This is a genomic window from Pseudomonas sp. Gutcm_11s, from assembly GCF_028649395.1.
Classification (GTDB): Bacteria; Pseudomonadota; Gammaproteobacteria; order Pseudomonadales; family Pseudomonadaceae; genus Aquipseudomonas.
Genome location: NZ_JAQSUW010000013.1, coordinates 62,870 through 80,914, shown reverse-complemented (window position 1 = coordinate 80,914; position 18,045 = coordinate 62,870). Strand labels below are relative to the sequence as shown.

Sequence of the window (18,045 nt, the reverse complement as noted above, 5' to 3'; positions counted from 1 at the left end):
CTCCGGCGGCCTAAACTGCCGGAAACAGTCCGGAGACAGTCATGAGCCGTATCGAAACCGACAGCATCGGTGCCATCGAAGTACCCGAGGATGCCTACTGGGGCGCCCAGACCCAGCGTTCGCTGATCAACTTCGCCATCGGCGAACAACGCATGCCACTGCCCGTGGTGCATGCCCTGGCGCTGATCAAGAAGGCCGCCGCACGGGTCAACAACCGTATCGGCGAGCTGCCTCCGGACATCGCCCGCCTGATCGAACAGGCCGCCGACGAAGTCCTGGCCGGCCAACTCGACGAGCAGTTCCCCCTGGTGGTCTGGCAGACCGGCAGCGGCACGCAGAGCAACATGAACGTCAACGAGGTGATCGCCGGCCGCGCCAACGAACTGGCCGGCCAGGGACGCGGCGGCAAGAGCCCGGTACACCCCAACGACCACGTCAATCGCGCGCAGAGCTCCAACGACAGCTTCCCCACTGCCATGCACATCGCCGCCGTGCAGGCCGTGCATCACCAGCTGCTGCCGGCCATCGCCGAACTGTCCGGCGCCCTGTCCGAACAGGCCACCCGCCACATGCGCCTGGTCAAGACCGGCCGTACTCACCTGATGGACGCCACCCCGGTGACCTTTGGCCAGGAGCTGTCGGCCTTCGTCGCCCAGCTCGACTATGCGCAGAAGGCCATCCGCGCCAGCCTGCCGGCGGTCTGCGAACTGGCTCAGGGCGGCACCGCCGTCGGCACCGGGTTGAATGCACCCAAGGGCTTCGCCGAGGCCATGGCCAGCGAGCTGGCGGCGCTGGCCGGCCTGCCCTTCGTCTCGGCGCCGAACAAGTTCGCCGCCCTCGCCGGCCATGAGCCACTCACCGCGCTGTCCGGCGCGCTGAAGACCCTGGCCGTGGCATTGATGAAGATCGCCAACGACCTGCGCCTGCTCGGCTCCGGCCCGCGCGCCGGCTTCGCCGAGGTACGCCTGCCGGCCAACGAGCCGGGCAGCTCGATCATGCCCGGCAAGGTCAACCCGACCCAGTGCGAGGCGCTGTCCATGCTCGCCTGCCAGGTTCTGGGCAACGACGCCACCATCGCCTTCGCCGCCAGCCAGGGCCACCTGCAGCTCAACGTGTTCAAGCCGGTGATCATCCACAACCTACTGCAATCGACCCGCCTGCTGGCCGATGGCTGCCGCAACTTTGCCGAGCACTGCATCGAAGGCCTGGAACCGGACGCCGAGCAGATGGCCGCGCACCTGGAGCGCGGGCTGATGCTGGTCACCGCGCTCAATCCGCACATCGGCTACGACAAGGCTGCGGAGATTGCCAAGAAGGCCTACGCCGAGGGCCTCAGCCTGCGTGAGGCGGCGCTGCAACTCGGTTATCTGAGCAACGAACAGTTCGAGGCCTGGGTGCGCCCGGAAAACATGCTGGAGTCCGGACAACATGGCTGAAGAAGCGAAGAGCGGCGCCACGCCACTGGAGGGTGACGGCAAGCGCATCCTGATGATCCTCGGCACCTCGAAGAGCGACAGCCTGTGCCACGCCATCGCCGAGGCCTACAGCAGCGGCGCCCGCGGCGAGGGCCACGTGGTGCGTCAGCTGAAGCTCGGCGAGCTGCAGTTCGACCCGATCCTGCGCGAGGGCTACGGGCAGCACCAGGCGCTGGAGCCGGACCTGCTGGAGGCCCAGCGGCAAATCCACTGGGCCGAGCATCTGGTGTTCGTCTACCCGGTCTGGTGGGGCGGCGTGCCGGCGCTGCTCAAGGGCTTCTTCGACCGTACCTTCCTGCCCGGTTTCGCCTTCAAGTACCGCAACCGCTCGCAGCTGTGGGACAAGCTGCTGACCGGGCGCACCGCAGACCTGCTGGTGACCCTGGACACACCGCCCTGGTACTTCCGCTGGATCTACGGCGCGCCGGCGCATCGGCAGATGGTGCGCACCATCCTCGGTTTCTGCGGCATCAAGACCCGCCGCCTGACCGAGTTCGCCCCGGTGCGCCCCTCGTCCGAGGAACAGCGGCAGAACTGGCTGCGCAAAGCCGAGGGGCTCGGCGTCAGGGCTTGAGCCAAGCAGTAGTTGCGGCGCGTGGATTCGCGCCGCAACTGCTCAAAATATGACCATCCATCGCCCGCCCCGGCTCGCCTGGGAGTGCGCACTACACTCAAAACAGTGCAACTCTCCGCAGGAGCCAAAGCCATGTTCGGACAACGCATCATCGACCCCAATCCCGGCACCCACTACCGTAGCGAACGGGTCAGTGCGGTCAACGGCCAGTACTTCTTCTCCACCCGCGAAGGCACCCTGGAAGGCCCCTACTTCACCCGCGTGGACGCCGAGCGCGAGATCGCCTTCTACATCCGTCGCATGAAGCAGGCCAACGACATCGTCGAGAGCCGCGTCTACTGAGCCATGGTGCGGTCAGCCCGCACCACCATCAGTCGGCAGCGAAGGCCTGCTCCAGGGCCTCGTTGATGGTGCGCAGCACCTTGAGCCGGGCAAAGCGCTTGTCGTTGGCCTCGACCAGCGTCCACGGCGCGATCGACGTGCTGGTGCGGTCGACCATATCGCTCACGGCGTCGCAGTAAACGTCCCACTTGTCGCGATTGCGCCAGTCTTCCTCGGTGATCTTGAAGCGCTTGAACGGCGTCTCCTCGCGCTCGGTGAAGCGGCGGAACTGTTCGTCCTGGTCGATGGCCAGCCAGAACTTCACCAGCACCACCCCGGCATCGGTCAGCTGCTCTTCGAAATCATTGATCTCGCCATAGGCGCGCAGCCAGTCGGCCGGCTCGCAGAAGCCCTCTACCCGTTCGACCAGCACCCGGCCGTACCAGGAACGATCGAACACGGTGAACTTGCCGCGCGCTGGAATGTGCCGCCAGAAGCGCCACAGGTAGGGCTGGGCACGCTCCTCCTCGGTCGGCGCGGCGATCGGCACGATGCGGTACTGGCGCGGGTCCAGTGCCGCCGCCACGCGGCGGATGGCGCCGCCCTTGCCGGCCGCATCGTTGCCCTCGAACACCGCCACCAGCGCGTGCCGGCGCATGCGCTTGTCACGCACCAGCATGGCCAGGCGCGCCTGCTCGGCATCGAGCAGCGCCTTGTACTCGTCCTTCTCCACACGCTGGGTCAGATCCAGGCAGCTCAGCAGGGTACGGCTGTCGAGGCTGGCCACCAGCGGCGCCACATGGGCACGCGGCGGGCGCGGCGCCTGGTTCTTCAGCGCCGCCTGCAGGCCGTCGAGGAGGATGCGGCCGACGGTCAGGCTGCGGTAGTACTCGTCGCTGCCCTCCACCACGTACCAGGGAGCGAAGTCGCGGCTGGTGCGGCGCAACACCCGCTCGCCATGGCGCACGAACTTGTCGTAGGTCTTCGACTGCTGCCAGTCCAGCGGGCTGATGCGCCAGGCGCGCTGCGGGTCGTCCTGCAGTTCCTTGAGGCGCGCCTTCATCTGCTTCTTGGACAGGTGGAACCAGAACTTGAAGACCAGCGCGCCTTCGTCGCAGAGCATCTCCTCCAGCGCCAGGGCGCCGTCGATGGCCTGGTCCAGCACCGCATCCTTGAAGTGGCCATGGACCCGACCCTGGATCATCTGGCTGTACCAGTTGCCGAAGAAGATGCCGATGCGCCCCTTGGGCGGCAGCGCGCGCCAGAAGCGCCAGGCCGGCGGTCGCGCCAGCTCCTCGTCGGTCTGCACGTCGAAGGTGCTGACCTGGATCAGGCGCGGGTCCATCCACTCGTTGAGCAGCTTGACCGTCTCGCCCTTGCCGGCGCCCTCTATGCCGTTGATCAGGATGATCACCGGGAAGCGCTTCTGCTGCTGCAGTTCGAACTGCGCCTCCAGCAGCGCCTCGCGCAGTGCCGGCATCTCCTTGTCGTAATCGTCCTTGTCGATACTGTGGCCCAGCTCGGCAGACTCGAACATGCATACCTCCGTGCGTCGATTTGCCCAGCCTAGCGGATCACCGCGAATTTGGGCATGCCGCTACAATGCCGCACCTCCTTCCCGGGTGCCCCGATGTCCGACACCAGCTACGCCCAGATCGACTGGGACGACCAAGGCCAACCGCTGTCGCGCCAGTTCGACGACGTGTACTTCTCTCGCGAAGATGCCCTGGGGGAAACGCGCTACGTGTTCCTCGCCCACAATGACCTGCAGGCGCGTTTCGCCGCGCTGCCCGCGGGCGAGCGCCTGGTGATCGGCGAAACCGGCTTCGGCACTGGCATCAGCTTCCTCTGCACCTGGCAGCTGTTCGACCAACAGGCCCCCGCCGGCGCCCGCCTGCACTACGTCAGCGTCGAGAAGTACCCGCTGGCAGCGGCGGACCTGCAGCGCACCCTGGCCCTGTGGCCGGAGCTGCAGCCCTGGTCGAGCCAGTTGCTCGAGCAATACGTGGCCATCCACCCAGGCTTCCAGCGCCTGGTACTGGATGGCGGCCGCGTGACCCTGACCCTGCTGATCGGCGACGTGCTGGAGCAGCTGCCGCAGCTGGATGCACGCGTCGATGCCTGGTTCCTCGACGGCTTCGCCCCGGCAAAGAATCCCGAGATGTGGAATGACGCGCTGTACGCCCAGCTGGCGCGCCTCTCCGCCCCCGGCGCCAGCCTGGCCACCTTCACCAGCGCCGGCTTCGTGCGCCGTGGCCTGGTCGCCGCAGGCTTCGCGGTAAAGCGCAGGCCCGGCCATGGCAAGAAATGGGAGATGCTCAGCGGCCCGTACCAGGGGGATGCACAACCGAGCGCGAAGCCCTGGCATGCGCGCCCACCGCTGGCCGATCGCCGCGAGGCGCTGGTGATCGGTGCCGGCCTGGCCGGCTGCTCCACGGCCGCGAGCCTGGCCGCGCGCGGCTGGCGAGTAACCCTGCTGGAACGTCACGCTGAGGTCGCCCGGGAGGCCTCGGGCAATCCCCAGGGCGTGCTCTACCTCAAGCTGTCCGCCCATGGCACCGCGCTATCGCAACTGGTGGTCGCCGGCTTCGGCCATACCCGGCGCCTGCTGCAACGCCTGCAGCCGGATGACTGGGCCGCCTGCGGCGTGCTGCAACTGGCCTTCGATGCCAAGGAAGATGAGCGCCAGGCCAAGCTGGCCGGCGCCTTCCCCGACGACCTGCTGCAACGTCTCGACCGCGAACAGGCCGAGGCCCTGGCTGGCGTCGCCCTACCCGCCGGCGGCCTGTTCTACCCCGAGGCCGGCTGGGTCCACCCGCCGGCCCTGTGCCGCCTGCTGGCCGATCACCCGAGCATCCGCCTGCTGACGCACAGCGAGGCAGTGGAACTGCGCCGGGTCGCTGGCCAGTGGCAGGCGCTGGACGGCGAGCGCCTGCTGGCCGAGGCACCGGTCGCGGTGCTGGCCGGCGCGGCCGAAGTGCGCCGCTTCGCCGAACTGCCGCTCAAGCGCATCCGCGGCCAGATCAGCCGCCTGCCACTGACCGACGCCAGCGCGGCACTGAACTGCGTGCTGTGCGCCGAGGGCTACGTCGCCCCACCACGCCATGGCGAGCACACCTTGGGCGCCAGCTTCGACTTCCACAGCCAGGACTGCGAGCCCACCACCGCCGAGCACGCTGGCAACCTAGAGCTGCTGCGCGAGATCTCCACCGACCTGGCCACCCGCCTGGGTGCAGAAGACCTGGACCCGGCGCAGCTGCAGGGTCGCGCCGCCTTCCGCTGCACCAGCCCGGACTACCTGCCCATCGTCGGCCCGCTGGCGGACGACGAGGCCTTCGCTGCCGCCTATGCGGTGCTCGGCAAGGACGCTCGCCAGGTGCCGGACACGCCCTGCCCCTGGCGCGAGGGCCTGTACGTCAACAGTGGCCACGGCTCGCGCGGGCTGATCAGCGCACCCTTGTGCGGCGAACTGCTGGCCGCCTGGCTGGAAGACGAACCGCTGCCGCTGCCACGCGCCGTGACCGAGGCCTGCCACCCCAACCGCTTCGCCCTGCGCAAGTTGATCCGCAACGCCTGAACGCGACCGGCTATGCTCTAGCGCCTGTTTCCAGCACGGCCAGGGCGGCGACCAGACGATGAATCTGCCTGGTTCTACCGCCCGACCTGCCGCGCCCCAACCGAGATCGATCGCGTGACCATCCGTACTCAGACAACGAGCCGGAATCTATGACCACCGCCCCAACCCGCCGCGAAGTGCGCTGATGGAGGCGCTGCTGCTCGAAGCCGTAGGCATCGGCATGGTGCTGGGCCTGCTGCTCGGCCTCACCGGCGCTGGCGGCTCGCTGGTCGCCCTGCCCCTGCTGCTCAGCCTGCACCTGCCGCTGCGCGACGCCATCGGCGTCAGCCTCGGCGCCGTCGCGCTCACCGCCCTGATCGGCGCCGTACCCCGCGCCTACCAGGGCCAGGTGGCCTGGCGGCCGGTCCTGCTGCTGGCGGTTGCCGGCCTGCCCGGCAACGCCATCGGCCAGTGGCTCGGCCGGCATATTCCCGAGGCAGTGCTGGTCATCGGCTTCTGCGCCCTGGTGCTGTGGACCGCCTGGCGCATGTGGCGCAGCAGCCGGCAGGAACGCAGCTACGATGGCCCACTGCGCAGCGGGCCGCTGGTGGCCATCGGCCTCGGTGTCGGGGTGTTCTCCGGCCTCATGGGCGTCGGCGGTGGCTTCATGGTGGTACCGGCACTGCTAGCCTTCACCCCGCTGAACATGCTGGCGGCCACCGCGACCTCGATGATGGTGATCGCCGTGGTCTCCGGTGGTGGTTTCCTGCTCTACCTCAGCGGCGCGCAGCCCTCGCTGCCACTGCTGGCTGGCCTGGCCCTGGGCGGTGCCGCCGGCGTGCTGGGTGGCAACGCCCTGGCCCAGCGCCTCGGCGGGCGCCTGCTGCAGCGCCTGTTCGCCCTGCTGCTGGTGGCGGTCAGCCTGTCACTGGCGGCGCAGAAACTCCTCGGAGGTAGCTGATCGTGATCTTTCGCCAACTCTTCGACGCCGACAGCTCGACCTACAGCTACCTGCTGGCCGATGCCGACCAGGCGCTGCTGATCGACCCGGTGAAGGACAAGCTGGACGACTACCTGCGCCTGCTGCGCGAGCTGGGCCTGCAACTGCAGCTGGCGCTGGACACCCACACCCATGCCGACCACATCACCGCCCTCGGCGAGTTGCGCAGCGCCACCGGTTGCCGCAGCGGCATGGGCCGCGAGAGCGGCAGCGCCTGCGCCAGCTTCACCTTTGCCGAAGGCGAGCGCATGAGCTTCGGCCAGCGCGAGCTGCTGGCCCTGCACACGCCGGGACATACCGACGACTCCTACTGCTTCCTGCTGCCGCCGCACGCCAACGAGCCCGGCAAGCTGTTCAGCGGCGACACCCTGCTGATCCGCGGCAGCGGCCGCACCGACTTCCAGAACGGCGACGCCCGCACCCAGTGGGCCAGCCTGCAGCGCCTACTTACCCTGCCGGGCGCTACCGAGGTGTGGCCAGCCCACGACTACCGCGGCTGGACCCGCTCCAGCATCGCCGAGGAAGCCGCGCACAACCCGCGCCTGCAGGTCGCCGATGCCGAGGCCTATGCCCGCCTGATGGGCAGCCTGCACCTGCCCCATCCCAAGCTGATGGACATCGCCGTACCGGCCAACCGGGCCTGCGGCCAGGCCTGAACAGCATCGGCCGGGCAAGTTCCGCTTATGCAAAATTGATCTAAACGATCCTTATCAATGCCGGTCGGAGAATTACTGCCCAAATTTCAGGGCAGCCTCCCCAACGGCAAAACCGGTAAGGAAATATGTGCGGAATAGCTGGAGAAATACGCTTCGACCATCAACCGGCCGACCTGGCCGCCATCGCCCGAATCACCCACCACCTGACCCCTCGCGGCCCCGACGCCTGCGGCTTCCACAGCAGCGGGCCACTGGCCCTGGGGCATCGCAGACTGAAGGTCATGGACCTGGCACCGGCCTCCGGCCAGCCCATGGTCGACCAGCAGCTCGGCCTGGCCCTGGTGTTCAACGGCGCCATCTACAACTACCCGGAGCTGCGCGATGAGCTGTGCGCCCTCGGCTACCAGTTCCACTCCGATGGCGACACCGAGGTGCTGCTCAAGGGCTACCACGCCTGGGGCGAAAACCTGCTGCCCAAGCTCAACGGTATGTTCGCCTTCGCCATCTGGGAGCGGGACAGCGAACGCCTGTTCCTCGCCCGCGACCGCCTCGGCGTCAAGCCGCTGTACCTGAGCGAAGACGACAAGCGCCTGCGCTTCGCCTCGACTCTGCCGGCCCTGCTGCAGGGCGGCGGTGTCGACACCGCGCTGGACCCGGCGGCCGTCGACCACTACCTCAACTTCCACTCCGTAGTGCCAGCGCCGCTGACCCTGCTCAAGGGCGTGCGCAAGCTTCCACCGGCCAGCTGGCTGCGCCTCGAGCGCGACGGCCGCCGCGAGCAGCGCACCTGGTGGCAGCTGCCCTTCGGCCCGCGCGACGAAGAGCAGCGCTTCAGCCTCGACGACTGGCGCGACCGCGTGCTCGAAGGCCTGCGCCAGGCGGTACAGGTACGCCAGCGCGCGGCCCTGGACGTCGGCGTGCTGCTCTCCGGCGGGCTCGACTCCAGCCTGCTGGTCGGCCTGCTGCATGAAGCCGGCGTGCAGGACCTGTCGACCTTCTCCATCGGTTTCGAGGATGCCGGCGGCGAACGTGGCGACGAGTTCTACTACTCGGACCTGATCGCCCGCCACTACGGCACCCGCCATCATCAGCTGCGCATCGGCGAGGCAGAGATCCTCGCCGAGTTGCCGGCGGCCTTCCGCGCCATGAGCGAGCCGATGGTCAGCCATGACTGCGTGGCCTTCTATCTGCTCGGCCGCGAAGTGGCCAAGCACTGCACCGTGGTGCAGTGCGGCCAGGGTGCCGACGAGCTGTTCGCCGGTTACCACTGGTACCCGCAGGTCGATGGCGCCGCCGATCCCGAGGCCGCCTATCGCGCCGCCTTCTTCGACCGTTCACGCGAGGAGACCCTGGCCACACTGCGCCCGCAATGGCACGGCCCGGACTGGTCCGGCGAGCTGCTGCGCGAACACTTCGCCATGCCCGGCGCCGATGCGCCGGTGGACAAGGCACTGCGCCTGGACGGCACGGTGATGCTGGTCGACGACCCGGTCAAACGGGTCGACAACATGACCATGGCCTGGGGCCTGGAGGCACGCACACCGTTCCTCGACTACCGCCTGGTGGAGCTCTCCGCGCGCATCCCGGCGCGCTTCAAGATGCCGGATGGCGGCAAGCACGTGCTCAAGGAAGCCGGCCGCAAGGTCATTCCGCACGCCGTGATCGACCGTCCCAAGGGCTACTTCCCGGTGCCCGGCCTCAAGCACCTGCAAGGCGCCACGCTGGGCTGGGTGCAGGAGCTGCTGCTCGACCCCAGCCAGGACCGCGGCCTGTTCGAACCGGCGGTGATCGACCGCCTGCTCAGCGACCCGACCGGCCAGCTCACCCCGCTGCGCGGCTCCAAGCTCTGGCAGCTCGCCGCCCTCAACCTATGGCTCAGCGAACAGGGTCTGTAGACCGACACAAGGAATTTCATCATGCGTGCATCTGCCTTCACCCAACGTCTACAGCGTGGCCAGCCGCCCTCCTACCAGCGCCTGCAGGCGCACCTGGCCAAGGACGGCATCGCCCAATCCGCGCCCCAGAGCCTGCACTGCGGCTGGGGGCGTCTGCTGATCGGCCACACTTATCCCAACGCCGAAGCGCTGGCCTCGGCGCTGCAGGATGAACGCCCCGGCGAGCGCGATATCGCCCTGTACGTGGCCGCGCCCCATCAGGTGCTGGCCCTGGCGCCGCAGCAACTGTTCCTCGACCCGTCCGACACCCTGCGCCTGTGGTTCATGGACTACCGCCCGGCCCACGCCAGCTTCCGCGGCTTCCGCATCCGCCGGGTGCATGGTGAGCAGGACTGGGAGGCGGTCAACAGCCTATACCTGCAGCGCGACATGCTGCCGATCGACAGCCAGCAGCTGACCCCGCGCGAGGAAGGCGGCCCCAGCTACTGGCTGGCCGAGGACGAGAGCGACGGCCGGGTGGTCGGCGCGGTGATGGGCCTCAACCATGCCAAGGCCTTCGCCGACCCCGAGGCCGGCAGCAGCCTGTGGTGCCTGGCGGTGGCGCCGGACTGCCAGCGCCCCGGGGTCGGCGAGGCGCTGGTGCGCCACCTGATCGAGCACTTCATGAGCCGCGGCCTGAACCACCTGGACCTGTCCGTGCTGCACGACAACAAGGGCGCCAAGGCGCTCTACTCCAAGCTCGGTTTCCGCGTGCTGCCGACCTTCGCGGTGAAGCGCCGCAACGGCATCAACCAGGCCCTGTTCCTCGGCCCGGGGCCGGAAGCGGAGCTCAACCCCTATGCGCGGATCATCGTCGACGAGGCGCGCCGCCGCGGCATTGAGGTGCGCGTGGATGATGCCGAAGGAGGCCTGTTCACCTTGAGCCAGGGCGGCCGGCGCATTCGCTGCCGCGAGTCGCTGTCGGACCTGACCAGTGCGGTGAGCATGACCCTGTGCCAGGACAAGCACCTGACCCACCGCACCCTGGCCCGCGCCGGCCTGCGCCAGCCGGCCCAGCGCCTGGCCGGCAGCAAGGAGGACAACGCCGCGTTCCTCGCCGAGCACGGCAGCATCGTGGTCAAGCCGGTGGACGGCGAACAGGGCCAGGGCGTGGCCGTCGACCTGCGCAGCATCGACGCGGTGCAGGAAGCCATCGAGCGGGCCCGTCACTTCGACCAGCGCGTGCTGCTGGAGAGCTACCACCCGGGCCTGGACCTGCGCATCGTGGTGATCGGCTATCAGGTGGTCGCCGCCGCCGTGCGCCACCCGGCCGAGGTGATCGGCGACGGCGTGCACACCATTGGCGCGCTGATTGAGGCACAGAGCCGTCGCCGCCAGGCCGCCACCGGTGGCGAGAGCCGCATCCCGCTGGACGCAGAGACCCAGCGCACCCTGCACGACGCTGGCCACGACTACTCCAGCGTATTGCCCGCCGACACCCGCCTGACCGTGCGCAAGACCGCCAACCTGCACACCGGCGGCACCCTGGAGGACGTCACCGAGCGCCTGCACCCGCTGCTGCGCCAGGCCGCGGTCCAGGCCGCCCGCGCGCTGGAGATTCCGGTGGTGGGCCTGGACCTGCTGGTCGAGTCCGCCGAGGCCGAAGACTACGTGCTGATCGAGGCCAACGAGCGGGTCGGCCTGGCCAACCACCAGCCCCAGCCGACCGCCGAGCGCTTCGTCGACCTGCTGTTTCCACTCAGCCGCTCGCATTTGTGAGGTACCCCATGCAACGACTGCCCGAACCCGACCTGGCCTACCTGCGCCAGGTACTGCTCGAACTGCTGGCCATCCCCAGCCCCACCGGCTTCACCGACACCGTGGTGCGCTATGTCGCCGAGCGCCTGGACGAACTCGGCATCCCCTTCGAGCTGACTCGCCGGGGCACCATCCGCGCCACGCTCAAGGGCCGCCAGTCCAGCCCGGACCGCGCCGTATCGGCACACCTGGACACCATTGGCGCCATCGTCCGCGAGATCAAGGATGGCGGCCGCCCGGCCCTGGCGCCGGTGGGCTGCTGGTCCAGCCGTTTCGCCGAAGGCAGCCGGGTCAGCCTGTTCACCGACAACGGCGTGCTGCGCGGCAGCGTGCTGCCACTGATGGCCTCCGGGCATGCCTTCAACACCCAGGTCGACAGCCTGCCGATCAGCTGGGATCACATCGAACTGCGCCTCGATGCGCCCTGCACCAGCCGCGCCGAATGCGAGGCGCTGGGGGTATCGGTGGGCGACTTCGTCGCCTTCGACCCGCTGCCGGAATTCACCGAAAGTGGCCATATCAGTGCCCGCCACCTGGACGACAAGGCCGGCGTCGCGGCGCTGCTGGCGGCGCTCAAGGCGGTCAAGGACAGCGGCCTGGAGCCACAGATCGACTGTCACCCGCTGTTCACCATCACCGAGGAGGTCGGCTCCGGCGCGGCGGCGGCGCTGCCCTGGGACGTCAGCGAGTTCGTCGGCATCGACATCGCCCCGGTCGCTCCCGGCCAGCAATCCAGCGAACACGCAGTGAGCGTGGCCCTGCAGGACTCCGGCGGGCCGTACGACTATCACCTGTCGCGCCACCTGCTGCGCCTGGCCGCCGAGGACGAGATCCCGGTGCGCCGCGACCTGTTCCGCTACTACCACAGCGACGCCCAGTCGGCGGTCACCGCCGGCCACGATATCCGCGTCGCCCTGCTGGCCTTCGGCTGCGATGCGACCCACGGCTACGAGCGCACCCACATCGACAGCCTGGCCGCGCTGACCCGCCTGATCGGCGCCTACCTGCTCAGCCCGCCGGTGTTCGCCTCGGACGCCAAGCCGGCCCAGGAGCATTCGCTGGAGCGCTTCAGCCACCAGATCGAGCACGACGCCCAGCTGGCCAGCGATACCCAGGTGCCCAACCTCGACAGCGTCCTCGGAGCGCGCCCGGACACTCCGGGCTAAGCTTCTGGGGCGGTCGTGCCCGGCTCTGCAACGGCCGCTTGAAGCCGTGCCCACAACTGGGCAAAGTGCTGGCATAACCGATAAGAACGATGAGGTTGGCAGATGCGCTTGTGTCTGGCCGTACTGCTGCTCTGCCTGAGTGGACAACTGTGGGCGCTCGCCCCTGCCCCCCTGGACCGGGATGACCTGCGCCTGTCGCTGGCTCCCTACATGGGCTATTACCGCGACAGCGACGGCACGCTGGATGCCGAGGCCGTGCAGCGCCTACCGGACAGCGCCTTCGAACAGGTGCATGGCGACCACGCCAACCTGGGCAAGAACGATTCGGTCTGGTGGTTCAAGGTGCGCCTGGTCAACAGCCGCCCGCAACCGCTGTCCGGCTACCTGGAAGTCAACTACGCCCTGCTCGACCAGATCGATGTCTACCTGCAGGACGGCGATGGGCGCCTGCAGCACCAGCACAGCGGGGACAGCTACGCCTTCGCCCAGCGCCCAGTGCAGGTGCGCCACTTCTGGTTCCCGATGGACCTGCCGCATGGCAGCAACACCCTGCTGATCCGGGTGCAAAGCACCAGCACCATCTTCGTTCCCCTGTTCTTCAGCACCCATGGCGCCAGCGCGGCGGCCCAGGAAAACCTGATGGGCATCAACGGCGCCTTCTACGGCGTGCTGTTCGCGATGTTCATCTACAACCTGTTCCTGTTCATCTCGCTGCGCGAGCGCGCCTACTTCTGGTACCTGGTGTACAACGTCAACGTCGGCCTGTTCGCCGCCTGCTTCGACGGCATGCTGTTCAAGTTGCTGCCCAACCACGTGGGCCTACAGTCGGTGAGCATCTACGTGTTGATGTTCCTGCACTGCCTCACCGCCGCCCAGTTCAGCCGGGACTTCCTGCACATCCCGCAGCACTTCCCGCGCCTGGACAAGGGCCTGCGCCTGCTGATGCTGGTCATCGTCGGCTGCCTGCTGTCGGTGCCGCTGATCGGCCTGGCCGCCTGGAACATCCTGGCCAGCGTTTCCGTGTTGCTGGTCTCGCTGATCCTACTGCTCACCGGCGCCTATGCCTGGCGCCGCGGCGTGCGCCACGGCTCCTACTATGTGCTGGCCTGGAGCGTGCTGCTGGTGGCGTTCATCCTGGTCACCAGTGGTTCGCTGGGCATCGAGATCTTCGGCATCTACGGCTCGGCGGTGGTCAAGGTCGGCGTGACCATCGAGCTGCTGAGCCTGTCCATCGGCCTGGCCGACCGCATCAACCTGCTCAAGGACGAGGGCTTCCGCTCGCGCCAGGCCGCCGAGCAGGCCGAGTACGAGAACCAGGCCAAGAGCCGCTTCCTGGCCAAGATGAGCCACGAGATCCGTACCCCGCTGAACGGCGTTCTGGGCATGCTGCAGCTGCTGCGCGAGACGCCGCTGGACCGCAACCAACGCTTCTACGTGGATACCATCAGCAGCTCGGGCCGTTCGCTGATGTCGGTGATCAACGACATCCTCGATTACGCGCGCATCGAGTCCGGCAAGCTGAGCCTGGAGGAAATCGAGTTCGACCTGGAGCAGATGATCTCCGAGACCCTTGCGCTGTTCACCGCCCAGGCCCTGGAGAAGCGCCTGCGCCTGTATGTCTGCCTGGAGGGCGGTGTGCCACGGCGCATCCAGGGCGACCCGACGCGGCTCAAGCAGGTGCTGATGAACCTGCTGGGCAACTCCCTCAAGTTCACCCAGGAGGGCCACGTGTCTCTGTCAGTCAGCCGGCGCAGCAACAGCGACGGTGGCCTGCACCTGGTGTTCGCGGTCAGCGACAGTGGCATCGGCATTCACCACGACAGCCTCCACCAGCTGTTCAAGTCCTTCGCCCAGGGCGACTCCAGCACCACCCGCCGCTATGGCGGCAGCGGCCTGGGCCTGGCCATCAGCAAGGAGCTGGTGGAGATGATGGACGGCCGCATCGAGGTGCAGAGCACCCCGGGACAGGGCTCGCGCTTCGCCTTCGACGTGCCGCTGCGCCGCGCCGTCGAAGACCACGATGAACTGGCTGCGCTGCTGGAGAACCGCACCGCCCTGCTCTGCTCCCTGGACGGCCAGGGCCTCGACTGCCTCGGTCACCTGCTCGGCCGCTGGGGCATGCGCACCCAGCGCTGCCAAGACCCGGAACGCCTGCGTGACTACCTGGAAGACTTCACCGCCCCGCCGCTGCTGGTGCTCATGGCGCCCTGGCCGGGCAGCAGTGGGCACTGGCTGGACAGCCTGCGACCAGACCTGGAACACGGCCAGCGCGTGCTGATCCTCAGCCCGCCGGAGCAATACCAGCAGCTACCCGAGGGCCGCGGCCTGCGTCTGCTGGGCCAGCCGCTGCCGCTCTCGGTGGTCGGCCTGCGCGACACCCTGCTGGAGCTGTACAGCGAGCGGCGCAGTGAGGCGCCCGCCGTGCCGCCGGCGCTGGAGCAGCGTGCCGGCAGCACGCCCTGCATCCTGGTGGCCGAAGACAATCGGGTGAACCAGATGGTGGTCCAGGGCTTCCTCAAGAAGCGCGGCTATTCGGTACGGATGGTGGCCGACGGCAACGCCGCGGTCGCCGAGTACCGCCGTGATCCCGGCGCCGTGCAGCTGGTGCTGATGGACTGCGAGATGCCGGAACTGGACGGCTTCGAGGCGACCCGGCAGATCCGCAAGCTGGAGTACAACCGCCAGCTGCCGGCGGTGCCGATAATCGCTCTGACCGCGCATATCCTCGACGAGCACCGTGACCAGGGCCTGGCCGCCGGCATGGACGACTTCCTCGGCAAGCCGCTGGACTGCCAGCAGCTCTACGCCATGCTTGATCGCTACCTGCTCGCGCAGGCCCACGTGACCGATTAGCATGGCCGCCCGCCAACAGGAGCCGCCATGCTGATCCCCCACCAGATGCTCGAAGCCGAGACCCTGAACCGCCTGCTGGAAGACTTCGTCACCCGCGATGGCACCGACAACGGTGACGACACGCCACTGGCTACCCGCGTCGAGCGGGCGCGCAGGGCGCTGGAGAAAGGTCAGGCAGTGATCGTCTTCGACGCCGACAGCCAGCAGTGCCAGCTGGCGCTACGCGATGAAGTGCCGAAGGAGTGGCTGGAGGACTAGTGACTGGCGAAACGCGGACCGAGCAGGATGATGCCCGCGCCGATCAGGCACAGCACTGCGCCCGCCCAATCCGAAAGCATCGGCCGGGTCCGCTCGATCACGCCCAGCCAGAGCAGCGAAGCCACGATGTAGACGCCGCCATAGGCGGCATAGGCGCGCCCGGCGTAGGCCGCCTCGACACGGGTCAGCAGCAGGGCGAACAGGGTCAGGCTGAGCAGGCCTGGGGCGATCCACCAGGCGCTCTTGCCCAGCCGCAGCCACATCCAGAAGGCGTAGCAGCCGGCAATCTCGAACAGCGCGGCGAGGAAGAACCAGAAGTAGTTGAGCATCGTCGATCTCTTGAAAGCGGTCGGGTCAGTGGATCGCGGTGCCGCCAGTTCGAACTCAGCCGCGCAGGCTGCCCTCGCGCTCCCACACGCAGCGCACCCGCAGGTCTTCTTCCTGTGGGCTATGGAAGCCGCTCTCCGATTCCCAGCGGAAGGTGTGCAGACCGTTCAGTTCGGTCTCCAGGTGTACCACGGCGCTGGCCCAGTACAGGCGCTTGAGCAGCGCCTCGAATTCCTTCACCCACAGCGCCCACTCGTACTCGATGGCCTGGTAGCTGGCGCCGAAGTGGATCACCTGGGTCTGGTACAGCCCTTCACCCTCGTTGCCGCAGAAGGAGAACATCTCGCGACCGAGGAACGGCCAGGCGTCGCCGTCAGGCAGCTGCTCCAACACTTGGCGGTTGGTGCCACGACGCAGCGCACGCTGCTCGAGATCACCGGACGGCCAGTCGCGGATGCAGCCATAGACGATGGATTCGGACTCCACACGGGTACTCCAGAAAGTGCAGGCTGCCTTCTAACACAGGGCATGGCAGCTGCAAAGGAACCAATGCCCTCCCCGCGCAAAAAGCGCCGGAGCAGACGCCTGATCAGGCCGAGCGTTGCGGTGTGCGCAGGGCCCAGGCGATCAGCGTCATCAGCACGGCCAGGCCGATCAGCACCATGAACGGCATCTGGTAGTTACCGGCCAGGTCGCGCCCCAGCCCTGCCAGGATCGGTGCCAGGCAGGCCATGCCATAGCCCGCGCAGAGCATCATCGCCGTCCAGCGGCTGACGGCCAGCGGCGTGTGCACCTCGTACAGCGGCAGCACCAGCGACAGAGCGAAGGAGCCGCTGAGGACGAAGCCCATCAGCACGGCCCAGACCTCGGGCCACAGCGTCGGCTGGAAGGTGATCATGCTCATGCACAGGGTCAGGATCATCCCGCAGCCCACCAGCAGCGGCTGGCGGATATCGAAACGCTGGGCCAGCCAGGGCAGCAGCCAGGCGCTGGGCAGGCCGACCAGCATCAACAGACTGAACAGGCCATTGGCGTGCAGCAGGCTCAGACCCGCCTCGTGGTAGCGCGCCACCAGCCAGGTGGCCATGGTGTAGAAGAAGCCAGCCTGAATGGCGAAGAAGCCGGTCACCAGCCACGCCCGCGGCTCGCGCCAGGGCAGCCCCTGAGCATCACCGGCCACCGCCTCCTCGGCCCGATTCGGCAAGCGCAGCCAGAGCAGACCGGCGAGCAAGGCCGGCACGAACCAGGCCGCCAGGCCCAGGCTCCAGTCATCACCCAGGCCCTGGGTCAGCGGTACCGTGAGCACCGCACCCGCGGCGCCGCCGATGGCCATGCTGAAGGAATACCAGCCGACCACCTGGCCGACGTGATCACGGAAGTGGCGCTTGATGAATCCGGACAGCAGCGGTCCGGCCACGGCGATACCGGCGCCGAGCAACACGGCGCTACCGATCAGCAGCGAACTGAAATGCCCGCCCAGGCGAAGCAGCAGGGCCAGCATGATCAGCCCCAGGCAGACGGCGACGGTGCGCTCCAGGCCGAAACGCACGGCCAGGCGCGGCGCCAGCGGCGCCAGCAGGCCCATGCACAGGACCGGCAAAGCAGTGGTCAGGCTGATCAATCCGCGACTCAGCGACAGCTCTTCGGCAATGCGCTCGATCAGGGGGGCGAGAGAGGTGATGCCGGGGCGCAGATTGATCGCCGCCAGCACCAGCGCCAGCAATAGCAGGGCCCTGGGTACAGGTTTCACGTTACATCCAACAACAGGGAGGCCAGGCAGGCCGGGGCTGCAACCCTACTCTCGCAAGGCGCGCTCCGGCAAGCGCGGGGCACATTAAACTGACCAAGTGGACAATAAAAAGCCGCAACAGTAAGCACACCCTGGTTACTGTCCGGATTCAATCCATGAAGATACTCAAGATACAAACAACGTCAGAAAACCGACCTTCCCTGCAGCTAAATGGCACTTCGCCAGTGAACCGGCGACAGGCCAGGCCCCATGCGGGATCAAGCCGGAGAAAAGAGTTGTCGCCGCCTCGAATAAAACCGCTTCGCTGTATATAGTGCTATTGAATGTAACAGAGCATTTACAGACTCTGATTGACTAATAAAAAGCTGCCGCCAACAGCCACGGAATGTCGACGATGAAAACAACTAAAGACACTGA

15 protein-coding genes are annotated in these 18,045 nt (G+C 67.7%); 11 read left to right on the top strand and 4 right to left on the bottom strand.

Annotated features, from left to right (window positions below):
• Positions 1 to 41: 41 nt before the first annotated feature.
• From PTT45_RS10220 to PTT45_RS10210, 3 genes are all read left to right on the top strand, one after another.
• A complete protein-coding gene (locus tag PTT45_RS10220; RefSeq protein ID WP_273813111.1) occupies positions 42 to 1,436 on the top strand; it encodes a class II fumarate hydratase in 1,395 nt (464 codons plus the stop codon).
• A complete protein-coding gene (locus PTT45_RS10215; protein WP_273813110.1) occupies positions 1,429 to 2,049 on the top strand; it encodes an NAD(P)H-dependent oxidoreductase in 621 nt (206 codons plus the stop codon). The genes PTT45_RS10220 and PTT45_RS10215 overlap by 8 nt, the downstream gene beginning before the upstream one ends.
• 132 nt (positions 2,050 to 2,181) lie before the next feature.
• Entirely contained in the window at positions 2,182 to 2,391 is a 210-nt protein-coding gene (locus PTT45_RS10210; protein WP_273813109.1) for a DUF6316 family protein, read from the top strand.
• A gap of 28 nt (positions 2,392 to 2,419) precedes the next feature.
• On the opposite strand, the gene pap is transcribed toward PTT45_RS10210, so the two are convergent.
• Positions 2,420 to 3,907, bottom strand: a complete 1,488-nt coding sequence (pap, locus tag PTT45_RS10205; RefSeq protein ID WP_273813107.1) for a polyphosphate:AMP phosphotransferase — start codon at positions 3,905 to 3,907, stop codon at positions 2,420 to 2,422.
• Positions 3,908 to 4,000: 93 nt separating this feature from the next.
• Between pap and mnmC the strand changes: the two genes are divergently transcribed.
• From mnmC to PTT45_RS10165, 8 genes are all read left to right on the top strand, one after another.
• On the top strand, positions 4,001 to 5,947 hold the full coding sequence (gene mnmC, locus PTT45_RS10200; RefSeq protein WP_273813106.1) for a bifunctional tRNA (5-methylaminomethyl-2-thiouridine)(34)-methyltransferase MnmD/FAD-dependent 5-carboxymethylaminomethyl-2-thiouridine(34) oxidoreductase MnmC: 1,947 nt from the start codon (positions 4,001 to 4,003) through the stop codon (positions 5,945 to 5,947).
• Between the two features lie 184 nt (positions 5,948 to 6,131).
• A complete protein-coding gene (locus tag PTT45_RS10195) occupies positions 6,132 to 6,887 on the top strand; it encodes a sulfite exporter TauE/SafE family protein (RefSeq protein ID WP_273813104.1) in 756 nt (251 codons plus the stop codon).
• A 2-nt stretch (positions 6,888 to 6,889) separates the two neighbouring features.
• Positions 6,890 to 7,582 (top strand): MBL fold metallo-hydrolase, encoded by a 693-nt coding sequence (locus PTT45_RS10190; protein ID WP_273813103.1) that lies wholly within the window; start codon positions 6,890 to 6,892, stop codon positions 7,580 to 7,582.
• A 125-nt stretch (positions 7,583 to 7,707) separates the two neighbouring features.
• Positions 7,708 to 9,477, top strand: coding sequence for an N-acetylglutaminylglutamine amidotransferase (locus tag PTT45_RS10185; RefSeq protein WP_273813101.1), 1,770 nt, complete (start codon positions 7,708 to 7,710; stop codon positions 9,475 to 9,477).
• 21 nt (positions 9,478 to 9,498) lie between these two features.
• Positions 9,499 to 11,235 (top strand): N-acetylglutaminylglutamine synthetase, encoded by a 1,737-nt coding sequence (gene ngg / locus PTT45_RS10180; protein ID WP_273813100.1) that lies wholly within the window; start codon positions 9,499 to 9,501, stop codon positions 11,233 to 11,235.
• An 8-nt stretch (positions 11,236 to 11,243) separates the two neighbouring features.
• Positions 11,244 to 12,440, top strand: coding sequence for an osmoprotectant NAGGN system M42 family peptidase (locus PTT45_RS10175; RefSeq protein WP_273813098.1), 1,197 nt, complete (start codon positions 11,244 to 11,246; stop codon positions 12,438 to 12,440).
• 102 nt (positions 12,441 to 12,542) lie between these two features.
• A complete protein-coding gene (locus tag PTT45_RS10170; RefSeq protein ID WP_273813096.1) occupies positions 12,543 to 15,293 on the top strand; it encodes a hybrid sensor histidine kinase/response regulator in 2,751 nt (916 codons plus the stop codon).
• A gap of 27 nt (positions 15,294 to 15,320) precedes the next feature.
• Entirely contained in the window at positions 15,321 to 15,551 is a 231-nt protein-coding gene (locus PTT45_RS10165) for a YheU family protein (protein WP_273813095.1), read from the top strand.
• On the opposite strand, the gene PTT45_RS10160 is transcribed toward PTT45_RS10165, so the two are convergent.
• From PTT45_RS10160 to PTT45_RS10150, 3 genes are all read right to left on the bottom strand, one after another.
• Complete coding sequence (locus tag PTT45_RS10160; RefSeq protein ID WP_273813094.1) at positions 15,548 to 15,880, bottom strand: YnfA family protein; 333 nt, start codon at positions 15,878 to 15,880, stop codon at positions 15,548 to 15,550. The two genes, PTT45_RS10165 and PTT45_RS10160, sit on opposite strands and share 4 nt — an antisense overlap.
• 55 nt (positions 15,881 to 15,935) lie before the next feature.
• The gene (locus PTT45_RS10155) at positions 15,936 to 16,364 is read right to left on the bottom strand and encodes a hypothetical protein (protein WP_273813092.1); all 429 of its coding nucleotides are present in this window, start codon (positions 16,362 to 16,364) and stop codon (positions 15,936 to 15,938) included.
• A 103-nt stretch (positions 16,365 to 16,467) separates the two neighbouring features.
• Positions 16,468 to 17,628 (bottom strand): MFS transporter, encoded by a 1,161-nt coding sequence (locus PTT45_RS10150; protein ID WP_273813090.1) that lies wholly within the window; start codon positions 17,626 to 17,628, stop codon positions 16,468 to 16,470.
• Positions 17,629 to 18,045: the final 417 nt, after the last annotated feature.